The organism is Pseudomonas sp. DWRC2-2 (assembly GCF_049897885.1).
GTDB classification, from domain to species: domain Bacteria; phylum Pseudomonadota; class Gammaproteobacteria; order Pseudomonadales; family Pseudomonadaceae; genus Aquipseudomonas; species Aquipseudomonas azotoformans_A.
This window is the reverse complement of the sequence record NZ_JAFCXD010000002.1, coordinates 1,093,651-1,108,526: the sequence shown is the minus strand read 5'-3', so window position 1 is coordinate 1,108,526 and position 14,876 is coordinate 1,093,651. Positions and strand designations below refer to the sequence as shown.

Sequence of the window (14,876 nt, the reverse complement as noted above, 5' to 3'; positions counted from 1 at the left end):
ACCGCTCTCTTTGCAGACGGGCGGCATTATACATGTGATGCCCTACTCTAAAGAGGGCAATTTCCCCAGAGACGACGCGCGCGATGACCGGTGAGATCAACCTTCCTACGCTTCCACCCGCCCCGGCAGCCGGGCCCGGCCCTGCGCCTGCGGCCGGCGAGTTGCTGAAACTGCTGGAGCCGCAGATCGGCCTGATCGACCCTGGGAAAACCGCGAACGCCGAAGTCATCGCCCTGAAACAAGGCGGTGAAGCCTTTCAGTTGCTGCTCAAGCTGACCCTTGAAGGCGGCCGTCAGACGCTGGTGCAGGCCAGCAGCCCGCAGCCACTGCCGCTGGGCAGCAATGTGGCGGTGAGCCAGACGCCCACCGGCAACCTGACCCTCAGCCTGCAACAGGCCTTGAGCGCCAATGTCGCCGCCCTGACCCGCATCGACACGAACCAGATGCCGGTGGGCTCGCTGCTTCAGGCCAAGGTGCTGACCACCCAGATGTTGCCCCAGGGCACGGCGCAACCGGCGATCTATCGCTCGCTGGTCACCGTGCTCAACAGCGCACTGACTGGCGCGACCCTGACCGTGGAAAGCCCGCAGCCGTTGCGCGTCGGCAGCCTGCTCAGTGCCGTGGTACAGAACGCGCAGACCTTAAGCTTTGTGCCGCTGAGCGGGCTCAAGGATCAGTTGGCCGTCACCCAACAACTGTCGACCCAGCAAAGTCGCCAAGGCTCGCTGGATGCCGTCTTCACGGCGCTGCAGAACCTGCCACGCGGCGACAGCACCTCCGCCGAGCTGCGCGGCGCTGCCGAGCGTTTACTCGCCGCCCTGCCCGACCTGGCCCAGGTCAGCAACCCCAAGGTACTGGCGCAAGTCATCCAGAACAGCGGTGCCTTTCTGGAAGCCAAGCTGCTCGCCGGGCAAAACCCGCAAGTCCCACCGCTGGACATGAAAGGCGCCCTGCTGCGCCTGGTCGCCGACTTGCTACCGACCCTGCCCGCCAGCACCAATATGACTGCCATCCTCGCCGCCAACACCCTGGCCCAGGTGCTGCCCAACTTCGTGCGCAGCCCTTTGAACACCCTCGGCCAGGTCAGCGCCCGCCAGATACCCGCCGGCTTCCCCTTGCCCGAACGGCTGATGGCGAAACTGGAGGGCGAAGGCGACCTGGAAAACCTGCTGCGCCTGGCCGCCGGGGCGATCTCGCGGCTGCAGAGCCATCAGTTGTCGAGCCTGGAACAGACCGGCACCACCGCCGACGGCCGTCTGCAAACCACCTGGCAGCTGGAAATCCCCATGCGCACGTTGCAAGACATCGTCCCATTGCAGGTCAAGTTCCAGCGCGAAGAACCGGCGCCGGACAAGGACCAGCCCGAACGCAAAGATAAAAAGGACGCCAAGCAGATGCTCTGGCGCGTCGAACTGGCCTTCGACATGGAGCCGCTGGGGCCGCTGCAGGTGCAGGCGCAATTGAGCCAGGGCAAACTGTCCAGCCAGTTGTGGGCCTCGCGGCCATTCACCGCCAGTTTGATCGAAAGCCACTTGGGCAGCTTGCGCGAACGCCTGGTGACGTCTGGCATCAATGTCGGCGACCTCGATTGCCACCTCGGCACCCCGCCACGCGGGCCGAAAACCGGACTGGAGCAACGCTGGGTGGATGAAACCGCATGAAAAACCCAACACCACCGCGCCAGGCGATTGCCCTCAAGTACGACGGCCAGCAAGCACCCACCCTGACCGCCAAGGGCGACGATGCCCTGGCGGAAGCCATCCTGAAGCTGGCGCGCGAAAACGAAGTGCCGATCTATGAAAACGCCGAGCTGGTCAAACTGCTCGCGCGGATGGAACTGGGTGACAGTATTCCAGAGGAGTTGTACCGCACGATTGCCGAGATCATTGCCTTTGCCTGGACGCTGAAGGGCAAGTTCCCGGTGGGGTACGACCCGCACGCCGCGCCGGTAGAGCGCGACGTGACCGAACGAGGGGATGACTACTGAATCAGCCGGGCCTCACACCGGCCAACACGCGGGCCGCTACCGAGGTAGCAACCGGCATGCGCTGAGCGTGCTGTTTCAACGCCTGCTCGAACGTCTGCCCCTCATACCGCCGCAATGCCGCGCCAAATGCACTCGCCTGCGCGGGCGGAAGTGGAGCAGTGAAGGCCTCGATGAACGGCGCGTCAATCACGGTGCTGCGAACACTCTCTACCTCTGCCTGTATGGAACGGCTATCCCGGGCAGTCACTTTATCGAACAGGGCCTGATCCTTGATCACAAAATCCTGGGCACCGGGTGCGCGTTGAGCAACGAGCACGTTCTGCTGACCGTTCCAGGCCGACAGCGAATATTCCTTTAGCCCGTCCTGACTGTTCTTGACCGACTCGATACTTGGGCCACGATGCTCCAGGCCCGCGCTGAAAAACTGGCTCAGGACATTGAAGTCCATCACCGCCTCATCGGTGCCACGCTTGAGAATCCGACAGCACAAGGTCGCCAGGTCCACCTGGATATCGTGGAAGTGCAACTTGGGTTCCTGGCTCAAGCGTGCGATATCGGCGATTTTCTGGTTGAAATCGTTTGGCCACAGGTACAACGCATCTCGCGTCAGTGGCTGCCCCAGGCGCTTTTCCATGGGGCCCATGAACTGCTGAACCAACGCCGCGCCCTGGTCATGCACCTGCAACATGCTCGTGCCGGGCATACGGTTCTGGATCATGTTTTTGACAACATCGGTGTTGAGCGCGAACTGGCCGGTGAGAAAGGTGGTTTTACCCGCTGATGGCGCACCGCGGACTATCGAGACATCCTGCGACAAGGCAGGTGCCGGGTCTTGAAGAATGGACTGGAATTGCGCCAGGTATTTTTCTGCCACTTGTACCGTCAGGTTCTTCAGGATGTTGGCATTGAGGCTGTCGACCTCGGGCAGCCAGACATTTTTCTTGCCCAGGGCCTGGGCCAACGTCGGCATGCTTTTGTCAGCTGCGGCCGGATCGGACCAACTCAGGCGCTCATTATCCTGCAGCCGCTGCAACTGGCCAGGGTTACGCGTCAGCGCCTGCCAGGAAGTGATGCTCGGATCGGCGATCATGCAGGCAAGCCGCTCCCGATAAGTGTTCTCGGAAAGCGGCCTGCCGATCAATTGACTCAAAACGCTACGCGCAGTGCTTGAATTGATTGACGCTGCCGTGGGCAAGCCAGGTTCGGCATGCACGGGTGCCGCCACGCCATGAACGGATGCAGCAGGTTGGATAGTCATCTTCAGTCCTCCAGTAACCGGGACTCGAAAAATTAGCCTGCCCGCCCTGCTTGGCTCATAGGACTTATCTTGACTGTGCGCCCGCCACCGGTGAACTGTGTGTCAGCCAAATACCTCACTCAAGGGAATGAAGTTGACCCGGTCGCCGATAGCCAGCGTCGTGCCTTCCAACACCTCCACAAACCCTTCCGCCCACGCCGCACTGCGCAGCACGCCGGAGCTCTGGTTGCGGTAGATGATCGCTTTGCCTTGCTCGATGCGACCGCGCAAGTATTCGCGGCGGTTGCCCGGTTTGGGCCACTCGAACCCCACCGGCACGTCGAAACGCAGTGGCTCGACGTCCTGCACACCTTGGCGGCGCAGCAGATAAGGGCGTGCCAGCAGCGCGAACGTGACCAACGTCGACGCCGGGTTACCGGGCAGCCCGATCACCGGCACGCCACGGAAGTGGCCGAACGTCAGCGGCTTGCCCGGTTTGATCGCCAGTTTCCATAACGCCAGCTCACCCTCTTCACGCAGGGCGATCCCAAGGAAATCCGCCTCGCCCACCGACACACCGCCCGTGGACAGAATCAAGTCGACACGGCCCAAACCGCCCAGGCACGCGCGGGTTTGCTCCAGATCGTCGGGCAGGATGCCAGCGTCAATCACTTCACAGCCCATGCGCGTAAGCCATGAGCACAGCACGCGCCGGTTGCTGTTATAGATCTGCCCCGGCCCGAGCGGCAAGCCCGGTTCGATCAACTCATCGCCGGTGGACAGAACTGCCACGCGTGGGCGGCGGATCACTGCCAGGCGATCATGGCCGAGGGACGCCGCCAGCCCCAGTTCAATCGGGCCCAGGCGCGTGCCAGCCGTTAAAACAAGCTCGCCTACGGTGGTTTCCTGGCCCTGGGGGCGGATGTTCTGGTCGAGGTGCAGGGGTTCGGTGAAGCTCACGCGCCCATCGGCGTGGACCACGGCGTTCTCCTGCATCTCCACGCAGTCGGCCCCTTCCGGTACGGGGGCGCCGGTGAAGATACGGGCGCAGGTACCGGCGGCCAGGGGGTGTGGCGCCTGGCCTGCGAAAATGCGTTGGCTGACCACCAGGGGTTCGCCGGTCCAGTCCGCCAACCGCACGGCATAACCATCCATGGCGCTGTTCGGCCACGGCGGCAGGTCGAGGGTGGAGATCAGGTCTTGCGCCAGTACACGACCATCGCAATCCGCCAGCAACAGGCTTTCCTGCTCACGGATCGGTGCGGCTTCGGCCATCGCCAGCAGTTGAGCCAAAGCGTCTTCCACCGGCAGCAGCGCGCCGGTCTTGCCGGGCTTACCCACGGGATTCACAAGGCTCGGCCTGTTTCAGGTGCGGGACGAAGTTGCACGGGCGGTGACGGTTGTCCAATTGCTCTGCAAGGATGCCGTCCCAGCCGGTACGCACCGCATTGGTGGAGCCCGGTAGGCAGCACACCAGCGTGCCATTGGCCAAACCCGCCAAGGCGCGGGACTGCACGGTGGAGGTGCCGATGTCGGCTACGGAAATCTGGCGGAACAGTTCGCCAAAGCCGTCCACCTGTTTGTCCAGCAGGCAGCTCACCGCTTCGGGGGTGCTGTCACGACCGGTGAAGCCGGTGCCGCCGGTGATCAGCACGACTTGCACCACGTCTTCGGCGATCCAGTGGGCGACCTGGGCGCGGATCTTGTAGAGGTCGTCCTTGAGCAGCACGCGCTCGGCCAGGTGGTGGCCGGCGGCCGTCAGGCGGTCGACGAAGACTTGGCCGGAGGTATCTGTGTCGAGGGTGCGAGTGTCGCTGACGGTCAATACAGCAATATTCAGAGGTACGAAGGGCGCATCTGCCTTGGCTTTCATGGCACGGTCCGGTTGTCGAAGGAACAGCCCGATGTTATATCACAGGCCCCCCTTTTGCTGCCGCTGCGGAACTGCCATGCCTATCGATTCGTCCCCACTGCCCTGTTCGGTTTTGCTGCTGTCTGGTGGGCGCGGCCAGCGCATGGGCGGCCAGGACAAAGGCCTGCTGGAGTGGCGTGGCCAGCCGTTGATTGCGCATTTGCAGAACTTGGTGCGACCGCTCACGGACGACCTGATCATCTCGTGCAATCGCAACCCACAGCAGTACGCCGCCTATGCCGACCGACTGGTGAGCGACGACAGCCCGGACTTCCCCGGCCCCCTCGCCGGTATCCGTGCGGGACTCGCCGCCGCACGCCATGCGCACCTGCTGATATTGCCGTGCGATGTGCCGCATATCGACGCAGGGCTGATCCAGGCGCTGCGTGAGACCGCGCAACACAACCCGCTGCTGCCGGTGATGGTGCGCCATGGTGAGTTCTGGGAACCGTTGATCTGCATCGTGCCCACCGGCCTGCGCGATGCGGTGGACAGGGCCTGGCACGCCGGTGAGCGCAGCCCGCGCAAGCTCTTCCTACAGCTGGGCGGCGTGGGCCTGGAATGCCCGGCAGATGACCCGCGCCTGGCCAACCTTAATACGCTGGAGCTGTTACAGACGCCGTCGGGCGTGTCAGAATGAACCTCGCACCCGGAACTTTGTCGATGCTGCATGCGTCACAAGGTCAGCCATTAAAAAGTATTCTCTCGGAGACAGACTCATGACTCAACGGACCATCGCCGCTCTCATGCTTGCACTGGGCCTCGCCACCCTCGCCGGTTGCGCCTCGCCGACAGTGATCACCCTGAATGACGGTCGCGAAATCCAGGCCGTCGACACCCCGAAATACAACGAAGATTCGGGTTTCTACGAATTCGAACAACTTGACGGCAAGCGCACCCGCATCAACAAAGATCAGGTTCGCACCGTTAAAGACCTGTAACTCTTAGCGTTTGCCATCAAGGCCCGCCTCGCGCGGGCCTTGTTGTTTCCGGGGGTTACCAGTCCAGGGTGATCCTACTGCGGAAACTGCGTTCCTCCCCCGTGACCGGGTCAATAAAACGCACGCCCTGGGCCAGCAGTTTGAGGGGGTTGGCGTAATCGTCTACCGCGTCCTTGATCACGTGGGGGTAGAACGGGTCGTTGCAGATACTCGCGCCGAGGGCGCTCATGTGCACGCGCAGCTGGTGCTTCTTGCCGGTCACCGGGAACAGGCCGTAGCGCCACAGATCGCCGTTTTTCTCGCGCACCTCCACCGCCGTTTCGGTGTTGGGGACGCCATCACCTTCGTGCATGCGAAAGAACGGCTCGCCATCGACGAGTCGGCTTTTATGCACCCTGGGGAACGTAAGGTTCGGTAGAGCGGGTGCGATGGCTTCGTAGAATTTATCGATCCGGCGTGTGGGAAACAGTTGCTGATAAGCCGATCGACTGGCCGGATTGGCCGAAAACAGCACCAGCCCCGCCGTGTGCCGGTCGATGCGGTGCAACGGTACCAGTGAGGGATTATCCAGTCGGCGAATCAGGCGGCGCAGCAGGGTTTGCTCGACGTATTCACCGGCCGGCGTCACGGGCAGGAAGTGCGGCTTGTCGGCGACCACCAGATGCTCATCGGCATACAGGATGGTTTCCTGCACCGGGATGACTTTCTCGTTAGGCACTTCGCGGAAGTAATAGATGCACAAGCCTTCCTTGTAGCCCAGGTCGACGGTGATCGGGGTGCCGTTGATATCCAGCACCCGGCCTCGCGCAATGCGGTCCAGCCAGTGTTCGCGGCTGATCGCCGGGAAGTGCTCGCACAGGCAGTCCAGCACTGTTACCCATGAACCGGGTGGCAGATACAAAGTGCTGGCTTGGTGCTGGGACGCGGAAAAACCGGAGGTGGACATGAAATGCTCAAAGCCTGTGACAAAACCGGCGGGCATTATCCCGCATTGCGCGGGATTGAACCTAGGGCGGATCTCAAGCCTTGGCCAACTCCGCCCGCAGGATCGGCGAAGCACTGGCGGCGTCGGTGAACTCCTTGAGCCAGCGCAGCACGTCCACTGCCTCCCAGCGGCCCGGATCGTACAATGCGTACAACAAACCCTGGTAACCCACCACATCCAGCTGCTTGTGGTAGCCGGCGCGCTGGAACAGCGCCTCGATCTCGGCAAAACAGGTATTGAAATGCACTTTGTTAAAGGGCGTCTTGCCTTCCGTGACCAGCCCATCGAGGCGCAGCTCGTTCACCGCGTCGCGCACGACGTCGGCGGACATGCGATTGACGCTGCTTTTCAGTTGTTCGACATTCACCACGGGCGTTCCCTCAATTCAATCGCTGTACAAACATACAGTAACTTAATATTTGGAAACCTGCCATCGCATAAACCTAACGAAGGAAGGCAACAACCTGTTGTGAGTCAAATGGCCAATCCAGTTCCGCCCCGGTGTCTACCCGGCGAAGCACCGGAATACGCAGGCCGTAGGCTTCGGTCAGGTCGTCGGGGTCGGTGATTTCCACCAATTCCACCAGCAACCCGTGTTCGACGAGCGGCATGATTTCGGCTTCGGCAATCTCACACAGGTGACAACCCAGGGTGCCGAACAGCTGGCATTCAGGAAGCATGGCGAAGGGACCTGATCAGAAAACAGGCAGACATTCTAAGCCCGGTGACCGCCTGAAGCCCACTCTATAAACCCTGACCCAGGTCACCATGGCCTATAACTGTTTCAGCGATTCTCGCGGCTTTTTGCCTGCCCACCTGCAACGGAGATGCGTGTGTTTGCCAACCTGCTGATTATCCTGGCCTCATCCCTGGTGGTGATTGCACTGTTTCGTCGCCTGCAATTGCCCCCCGTGCTGGGCTACCTGTGTGTCGGCCTGGCCGTGGGCCCCACCGCGCTGGACTGGGTGAATGACAGTGAAGAGCTACCCGACCTGGCCGAACTGGGCGTGGTGTTCCTGCTGTTTTCCCTGGGCCTGGAGTTTTCCCTGACCAGGATGCTCGCCCTGCGCCGAGTTGTATTTGGCCTGGGCAGCTTGCAGGTGTTGGGGTGCGGGGTGCTGTTGGGACTGTTGTTGATGATCCTGGGTGTGGCGCCGGGTATCGCCCTGTTGTTGGGGGCAGGACTGGCACTGTCGTCCACAGCCATCGTCAGCAAGGAGCTGACCAGCCTCGGGGAGATCTTCAGCAGTCACGGCCAGAACGCGATTGGCGTGTTGCTCTTCCAGGATGTGGTCGCGGTGTTGCTGCTGACCCTGGTGCCAGTGTTTGCTGGCACTGGCGAGCAAGCCTGGTATTGGGCGCTGCCCCTGACCCTGGGCAAGACCGTGGTGCTGTTTGTCGGCCTGCTATTGGCCAGCCGCTGGTTGCTGCCGCGCCTGTTTCATGAAGTGGCCGCCTCCCATTCAGCGGAGCTGTTTGTGCTGCTGGCGCTGGTGATCGTATTGCTGACCGCCTGGCTCACCCATCTGCTCGGGCTCTCCCCTGCACTCGGTGCCTTCCTGGCCGGCATGCTGTTGGGCGAAAGCCATTACCGCCATCAGATCGAGGCAGATATCCGGCCGTTTCGCGACATCCTGCTGGGGCTGTTTTTCGTCAGCATCGGCATGCTCATCGACCTGCAACTCTTCGTCAGCCATAGCCTGCTGATCCTCGGCCTGACCCTGACCTTGATGCTGGTCAAAGGCTCTGTGGTCGCCGTGCTGGTCAAACTGCGCGGCAGCGACAGTGAAACCGCCTGGCGCAGCGGCCTGGCCCTGGCCCAGGGTGGCGAGTTCTGCTTTGCATTGATGGCACAGATGCAGCAAAGCCGGTTGATCCCGGATGAATTTAACGGCCTGCTGCTCGCGGCCACCTTTTGCTCGATGCTGCTCACGCCGCTGCTACTGCGCGCCGCCCCCGCCATCGCCCTGCGCCTGCACCGCAAACCCAACCAGCAGGTGCAGCTGGAAGCAATCACCGCGCTCAACGCCGAGCTGCGCGGGCACGCGGTGATCTGTGGCTATGGCCGTGTCGGCCAATCCATCGGGCGATTTCTGCGCAACGAACAACAAACCTTCATCGCCCTGGATGACGACCCGGAACGGGTGCAGGAAGCCGCCACTGAAGACAGCAGCGTGCATTACGGCGATTGCCGGCGTGGCGCGTTGCTCAGTGCTGTCGGCCTGGAGCGTGCGCGATTGGTGGTGATTGCCGTGGACAACACCGACGTGGCGCTGGTGGTGCTCAAGGAAGCGCGTCGGATCAACGCCGACGTGCCAATCCTGGTGCGTACCCGCGACGACAGCCAGCTGGCAGAACTGAAAGCCGCAGGCGCCAGTGAAGTGGTGCCCGAGTTACTGGAGTCGAGCCTGATGCTCGCCTCCCATGCCTTGATCCTGCTGGGCCTGCCGGACCAACAGGTTCAGGCGCGGGTCGACGAAGTGCGGCAGACCCGCTATCGCCTGCTACACGGTTTTTATCGGCCGGCAGACGAGCCGATCAATCCTGACTGACCGCGCCGATCTTGTGAATCGACAAGTCCGCGCCGTAATACTCCTGTTCCTGGCTCAAACGCAGCCCGGTGACGCGCTTGATCACGCCATACACCAACAGGCCACCGGCCAGCGCCACCAGCACGCCGAGGGCGGTGCCGATCAACTGGCTGATCAGGCTGACACCGCCCAGCCCGCCGAGCGCGGTCTGGCCGAAGATGCCGCAGGCGATGCCGCCCCACACGCCGCACAGACCGTGCAGGGGCCACACACCCAGTACATCGTCGATCTTCCAGCGGTCCTGGGCCGCAATAAAGAACCACACAAACAAGCCGCCGGCCACGACACCTGTGACCAGCGCGCCCACCGGGTGCATCAGGTCGGAGCCGGCGCAGATCGCCACCAACCCGGCCAACGGACCGTTATGCAGGAAGCCTGGGTCGTTGCGACCGATGATCAGGGCTGCCACCGTGCCGCCGACCATGGCCATCAGCGAGTTGACGGCGACCAAACCGCTGACGCCGTTCAGGGTTTGCGCGCTCATTACGTTGAAGCCGAACCAGCCGACGATCAGAATCCACGAGCCCAGCGCCAGGAACGGAATGCTCGACGGCGCAAACGCCACCAGGCGCCCTTCGCGGTAGCGCCCATTGCGCGCGCCCAACAGCAACACCGCCGCCAGCGCCAGCCAGCCGCCCATGGCGTGCACCACCACGGAACCGGCGAAGTCATGGAAGCTGGCGCCAAAGGTCGCGAGCAGCCAGGCCTGCAGGCCGAAATTGCCGTTCCACACCATGCCTTCGAAAAACGGGTAGATAAACGCAACGATCAACGCGGTCGCGCAGAGCTGTGGAGCAAACCTTGCACGCTCGGCAATGCCCCCGGAAATGATCGCCGGGATCGCCGCCGCAAAGGTCAGCAGGAAGAAAAACTTCACCAGGCCATAGCCGTGATCGGCACTGAGTACCGCTGCCGGTTGCATGAAGCTCACACCGTAGGAGATCCAATAGCCTATAAAGAAATAGGCCAGGGTGGAGATGGCGAAGTCGCTGAGGATCTTCGACAAGGCGTTGACCTGGTTCTTCTGGCGCACCGTACCGACTTCGAGGAACGCGAAGCCGGCGTGCATGGCCAGGACCATGACCGCGCCGATCAGGATAAACAGGGTATTGGAGCTGTGGACGAGCGTGTCCACTGCACTTTGCAAATTTTCCATGGAGGTTGGCAGGCCTGCAATAAAGGCAAAAAGCACCAAAGCGGTTCAAGCCAGGGTCGAGCGCACTAAATTGGCACCACCGGTCCCACCCCTCTTCAGAGGGCGTGAACCGCTTTAGCGCAGCGATCAACACAACAAGCCGTTGCCGACAGGGTTTTTCCGCGAATTTCAGTTATTTAGGGTAAGGTTTTTCAAGGCTTCCTGCCCGACCGCCCAGATTCAGCGCAAGCCCCGGGGCCTGCGCACCAAGGCAAAGCAAAAGCTGTACCACACAATTGCACTGAACCTTCACCGAAGCCGGTGACTCGAAACGTACAGATCAGCCAATCACGGAGATAACCATGGCCAGAAGAACTGCAAAGACTGCTCAAGAAATACTGATGGCGGATTTTCAAACCCTGGTGACTGACACCGAACGGTTGCTGGACGACACCAAAGTGCTGGCGGGCGACCAGGCTGATGAGCTGCGCGCAAAAATTCACGACACGCTGTTGCAGGCCCGTGAAACCTTGAAGCAGACCGAAGATTCCCTGCGCGAACGCGGCCAGGCGGCGGTCACTGCGACCGAAGATTATGTGCAAGCCAACCCTTGGCAGTCGGTGGGCATTGCCGCCGGCGTGGGCTTTCTGATCGGCCTGCTGGCCACAAGGCGCTAACCATGTCTATCGGCGAAACGGGCTCGTCCACGGGCACCACCTCAAGACGTCTGGGCGCGGCCGTGCTGGGCTTGCTGCACAGCCACGTCGAATTGTTTGGCATCGAGTTGCAGGAACAAAAGGCCCGCACCGTCAGCCTGTTGCTGTTTGCCGGCCTGGCGCTGGTATTTGCGCTGCTGTTGCTGGTGGGGTTGTCGACCCTGGTGATGATCCTGGTGTGGGACACCGGCTACCGCCTGACCGGGATCATCTGCCTCTGCGTGTTCTATACCCTGGCCGCCGCGTTTTGCGGGGTACGCTTGAAGGCGGCGGTATTCGATGAGTCCACGCCCTTCCACGCCACCCTTGAAGAGCTGGCCAATGATCGGGAGCGCCTGCTGCCATGAGCATCACTGAAATCCCGCAAACCACCTCCCGTCGGGAAATGCGCAAGGCGTTGATCCGCCTGCGCATGGAAATTCACCGTCAGGAGATCCGCCACGAGTCCCAGCAACTGATGCTGCCCTTGAACAAGGTGCGCAATATGGGCAGCAACTGGCAGGACAGCCTGGGCATCAAGCACGCGCCGCTGTGGGGCGTGGCCGCGGTGACCCTGATGGGGTTCTTTACCGGCAAAGGTGCCAAGGGCGGCGGCATTGGCAGCTTGACGCGCCTGGTGCGCCTCGGTGCCGGCTTGATCCCGTTGATCAAACTGGCCATGCAGGGCTCTTCGCGTAAAAGTTGAGCCTGGCTGGCTGCATTCTTGCTAACAGAATCGGCCCGGCCCTCGTTTTCGAGGGCCGGGCCTTTTTTCGCCAATGTTTCTAAGGAGGCCCCGTGATCGACGGGCAACCGCTCGCCTGCTTCCAGCCGTTTATCGACACCGCCACCGGCCGAATTGCCGGCGTCGAGGCCCTGGGCCGCCTGCGCCAGGCTGATGGCCGCTTGCAGTCCGTGGGCCCGCTGTTCGCTGACCCGCGCACGCCGGGCGTGACCTTGCGCCGACTCGACCGGCAGATTCGCGACAACGCGCTGAGCCGCTTGCACGAAGCGCCCGAAGACTGGTTCCTGAGCCTGAACATCTCGCCACGCTGGATCAATCGCCTGCGACCGGGCCAGGCCCTGCCAAGCCTGAAGCAGATCCACCACCATGGCGTCGACCCGCAGCGCATCGTGTTCGAGATCACCGAACTGGGTGGCGACATCCGGCGCCTGGCCGACGTGGTGGCGCGCTATCGCGAAGCCGGTGCGCGCATTGCCATCGACGACTTTGGCGCCGGTTACTCCCAGCTCGACCGAGTGCTGGCGTTGCAACCGGATATCCTCAAGCTGGACATGCGCCTGTTCCAGGAGGCCGCCCGTGGTGGACCGAGCAGCGAAGTGGTGCGAGCCCTGGCGCAGATGGCCGAGAAGACCGGCTGCTGGATCATTGCCGAAGGCGTGGAAACCGAGGCGCAATTGAGCTTCGCCCTGGAGTGCGGTTCGCGCTATGTGCAGGGCTATCTGTTTGCCCAGGCGCAGTTGGACTGGTTCGCCGCCGACGCCTTCGTGCCGCGTTTCGCCCAGTTGCGCACGGTGTACGTCCAGCAAAAGCTGGCAGAACGCGGCCGCGTCATGCAACTGCGCCAGCAGTTGGCCGAATTGATGAAGATCCTGCAAACCTGGGCCCAGGCCCAGGCGCCGCTGAACCAACTGCCGCAACTGCCGGCGTTTCCCTGGCTGCTGCGCTTCTACCAGTGCGACCGGCACGGCACCCAACTCACACCGAACTTTGAGTGGCGCCAGGATGCCTGGCAGTCCGACAGCCGTTACCTGGGCCACAACTGGTCTTGGCGTCCGTACTTCTATCACCTGTTGGCCGAGGGCTGGGAGGAGCGGCGCCTGACGCTGTCCTCGACCTACCGCGACGCCACCACCAATCAGTATTGCCTCACGGCCGGACAATTCTTCGATAACGGTCAGCGCTTGCTGTTAATCGATATCGACGCGGCCGGGCTGTAGATTTTCGCTTGCCCAGGCCGCGCTGAACCGGGAAGCTGGGAGGGTCATTCACCGCACGGAGAGTACCCGCCTTGGATTGGCCCACCCTGCTGACTCGCGAACGTCTTGGCAAACCGCTGCACAGCCCGGAAGAACTGGGCCGTAGCCCGTTTCACAAAGACCATGACCGTATTATCTTCTCCGGCGCATTTCGTCGCCTGGGCCGCAAGACCCAAGTGCACCCGGTCTCGAGCAACGACCATATTCACACGCGTCTGACCCATTCCCTGGAAGTGAGCTGCGTGGGTCGCTCCCTCGGCATGCGCGTCGGCGAAACCCTGCGCAGCGCCCTGCCCGACTGGTGCGACCCAAGCGACCTGGGCATGGTGGTGCAGTCGGCCTGCCTGGCCCATGACATCGGCAACCCACCGTTCGGGCACTCCGGCGAAGACGCCATCCGCCACTGGTTCCAACAAGCCGCAGGACGTGGCTGGCTGGACGACATGAGCAGCGCAGAGCGCAATGACTTCCTGAATTTTGAAGGCAACGCCCAAGGCTTCCGCGTACTGACCCAGCTTGAGTACCACCAGTTCGACGGTGGCACCCGGCTGACCTACGCCACCCTGGGCACCTATCTGAAATACCCCTGGACTGCCCGCCACGCCGACTCCCTGGGCTACAAGAAACACAAGTTCGGCTGCTACCAGAGCGAACTGCCGATCCTCGAACAGATCGCCCACAGGCTCGGCCTGCCACAACTCGAAGAACAGCGCTGGGCCCGGCACCCGCTGGTGTACCTGATTGAGGCGGCGGATGACATCTGCTACGCCCTGATCGACCTGGAAGACGGCCTGGAAATGGAGTTGCTCGAATACGCCGAAGTCGAGTCGCTGCTGCTCAACCTGGTGGGCGATGACCTGCCCCAGACCTATCGCCAACTGGGCGCCCAGGACTCGCGCCGACGCAAGCTGGCGATCCTGCGCGGCAAGGCCATCGAGCATCTGACCAACGCAGCGGCACAGGCCTTCGTCGAGCAACAGGACGCCCTGCTCGCCGGCACCCTTCCCGGCGACCTGGTGGAGCACATGCACGGCCCGGCCAAGCGTTGCGTGCTGGATGCCAAGGACATGGCGCGCAAGAAGATTTTCCAGGACAAGCGCAAGACCCTGCATGAGATCGGCGCCTACACCACCCTGGAAATTCTCTTGAATGCGTTCTGCGGTGCGGCACTGGAGCAGCATGGCGGGCGTACACCATCGTTCAAGAACCGGCGCATTCTCGATCTGCTGGGCAACAATGCGCCGAACCCTGAATGGCCGCTGCACGCGTCGTTCCTGCGCATGATCGACTTTATCGCCGGCATGACCGACAGCTATGCCACCGAGATGGCCCGGGAAATGACCGGACGTTCCAGCCCTCAGTAACGACCACGATCATGCCGCCTGTTTCTTG

Annotated in this window: 17 protein-coding genes; 10 read left to right on the top strand and 7 right to left on the bottom strand. The window is 62.2% G+C overall.

The genetic code is table 11. The annotated features are described in order from the left end of the window. Window positions 1–83: 83 nt before the first annotated feature. Both ACP7EW_RS13775 and ACP7EW_RS13770 read left to right on the top strand, forming a co-directional pair. Entirely contained in the window at window positions 84–1,661 is a 1,578-nt protein-coding gene (locus ACP7EW_RS13775) for a flagellar hook-length control protein FliK (protein WP_426217632.1), read from the top strand. Next, window positions 1,658–1,987 carry an EscU/YscU/HrcU family type III secretion system export apparatus switch protein gene (locus ACP7EW_RS13770; RefSeq protein ID WP_033901402.1) on the top strand — a complete coding sequence of 110 codons (330 nt, stop codon included), beginning with the start codon at window positions 1,658–1,660 and terminating at the stop codon, window positions 1,985–1,987. Before ACP7EW_RS13775 ends, ACP7EW_RS13770 begins: the two co-directional genes overlap by 4 nt. Window position 1,988: 1 nt before the next feature. Here ACP7EW_RS13770 and ACP7EW_RS13765 read toward each other — a convergent pair whose 3' ends face one another. From ACP7EW_RS13765 to moaB, 3 genes are all read right to left on the bottom strand, one after another. Next, a complete protein-coding gene (locus tag ACP7EW_RS13765) occupies window positions 1,989–3,245 on the bottom strand; it encodes a hypothetical protein (RefSeq protein ID WP_426217630.1) in 1,257 nt (418 codons plus the stop codon). A gap of 102 nt (window positions 3,246–3,347) precedes the next feature. Further along, the gene (gene glp / locus ACP7EW_RS13760) at window positions 3,348–4,574 is read right to left on the bottom strand and encodes a gephyrin-like molybdotransferase Glp (protein WP_426130443.1); all 1,227 of its coding nucleotides are present in this window, start codon (window positions 4,572–4,574) and stop codon (window positions 3,348–3,350) included. After that, window positions 4,558–5,097 (bottom strand): molybdenum cofactor biosynthesis protein B, encoded by a 540-nt coding sequence (gene moaB / locus ACP7EW_RS13755; RefSeq protein ID WP_010211803.1) that lies wholly within the window; start codon window positions 5,095–5,097, stop codon window positions 4,558–4,560. Before moaB ends, glp begins: the two co-directional genes overlap by 17 nt. A 76-nt stretch (window positions 5,098–5,173) precedes the next feature. Here moaB and mobA point away from each other — a divergent pair, with 76 nt between their 5' ends. Then, the gene (mobA, locus tag ACP7EW_RS13750; protein ID WP_426217627.1) at window positions 5,174–5,776 is read left to right on the top strand and encodes a molybdenum cofactor guanylyltransferase MobA; all 603 of its coding nucleotides are present in this window, start codon (window positions 5,174–5,176) and stop codon (window positions 5,774–5,776) included. 79 nt (window positions 5,777–5,855) lie between these two features. Next, window positions 5,856–6,077 (top strand): YgdI/YgdR family lipoprotein, encoded by a 222-nt coding sequence (locus tag ACP7EW_RS13745; protein WP_010211805.1) that lies wholly within the window; start codon window positions 5,856–5,858, stop codon window positions 6,075–6,077. A gap of 55 nt (window positions 6,078–6,132) precedes the next feature. Here ACP7EW_RS13745 and ACP7EW_RS13740 read toward each other — a convergent pair whose 3' ends face one another. From ACP7EW_RS13740 to ACP7EW_RS13730, 3 genes are all read right to left on the bottom strand, one after another. Beyond that, window positions 6,133–7,023 (bottom strand): pseudouridine synthase, encoded by an 891-nt coding sequence (locus tag ACP7EW_RS13740; protein ID WP_426217625.1) that lies wholly within the window; start codon window positions 7,021–7,023, stop codon window positions 6,133–6,135. Between the two features lie 73 nt (window positions 7,024–7,096). After that, window positions 7,097–7,432, bottom strand: a complete 336-nt coding sequence (locus ACP7EW_RS13735) for a hypothetical protein (protein ID WP_016978478.1) — start codon at window positions 7,430–7,432, stop codon at window positions 7,097–7,099. A 73-nt stretch (window positions 7,433–7,505) separates the two neighbouring features. After that, window positions 7,506–7,742 (bottom strand): glutaredoxin family protein, encoded by a 237-nt coding sequence (locus ACP7EW_RS13730; RefSeq protein ID WP_426217623.1) that lies wholly within the window; start codon window positions 7,740–7,742, stop codon window positions 7,506–7,508. A gap of 147 nt (window positions 7,743–7,889) precedes the next feature. Here ACP7EW_RS13730 and ACP7EW_RS13725 point away from each other — a divergent pair, with 147 nt between their 5' ends. Beyond that, window positions 7,890–9,614: a cation:proton antiporter gene (locus ACP7EW_RS13725; RefSeq protein ID WP_050572360.1), complete on the top strand. Its 1,725-nt coding sequence runs from the start codon at window positions 7,890–7,892 to the stop codon at window positions 9,612–9,614. Here ACP7EW_RS13725 and ACP7EW_RS13720 read toward each other — a convergent pair. Beyond that, window positions 9,601–10,809, bottom strand: a complete 1,209-nt coding sequence (locus ACP7EW_RS13720; protein ID WP_426217621.1) for an ammonium transporter — start codon at window positions 10,807–10,809, stop codon at window positions 9,601–9,603. The two genes, ACP7EW_RS13725 and ACP7EW_RS13720, sit on opposite strands and share 14 nt — an antisense overlap. Before the next feature lie 341 nt (window positions 10,810–11,150). Between ACP7EW_RS13720 and ACP7EW_RS13715 the strand changes: the two genes are divergently transcribed. The 5 genes from ACP7EW_RS13715 to ACP7EW_RS13695 all read left to right on the top strand — a co-directional run bounded on the left by ACP7EW_RS13715 (window position 11,151) and on the right by ACP7EW_RS13695 (window position 14,848). Next, window positions 11,151–11,465 (top strand): DUF883 family protein, encoded by a 315-nt coding sequence (locus ACP7EW_RS13715; protein ID WP_012723021.1) that lies wholly within the window; start codon window positions 11,151–11,153, stop codon window positions 11,463–11,465. A 2-nt stretch (window positions 11,466–11,467) separates the two neighbouring features. After that, on the top strand, window positions 11,468–11,851 hold the full coding sequence (locus tag ACP7EW_RS13710; protein WP_033901397.1) for a phage holin family protein: 384 nt from the start codon (window positions 11,468–11,470) through the stop codon (window positions 11,849–11,851). After that, a complete protein-coding gene (locus ACP7EW_RS13705) occupies window positions 11,848–12,189 on the top strand; it encodes a hypothetical protein (RefSeq protein WP_426217618.1) in 342 nt (113 codons plus the stop codon). Before ACP7EW_RS13710 ends, ACP7EW_RS13705 begins: the two co-directional genes overlap by 4 nt. 92 nt (window positions 12,190–12,281) lie before the next feature. Beyond that, window positions 12,282–13,445, top strand: a complete 1,164-nt coding sequence (locus ACP7EW_RS13700) for an EAL domain-containing protein (protein WP_269133297.1) — start codon at window positions 12,282–12,284, stop codon at window positions 13,443–13,445. A gap of 71 nt (window positions 13,446–13,516) precedes the next feature. Continuing rightward, a complete protein-coding gene (locus tag ACP7EW_RS13695; protein WP_426217616.1) occupies window positions 13,517–14,848 on the top strand; it encodes a deoxyguanosinetriphosphate triphosphohydrolase in 1,332 nt (443 codons plus the stop codon). Window positions 14,849–14,876 lie beyond the last annotated feature (28 nt).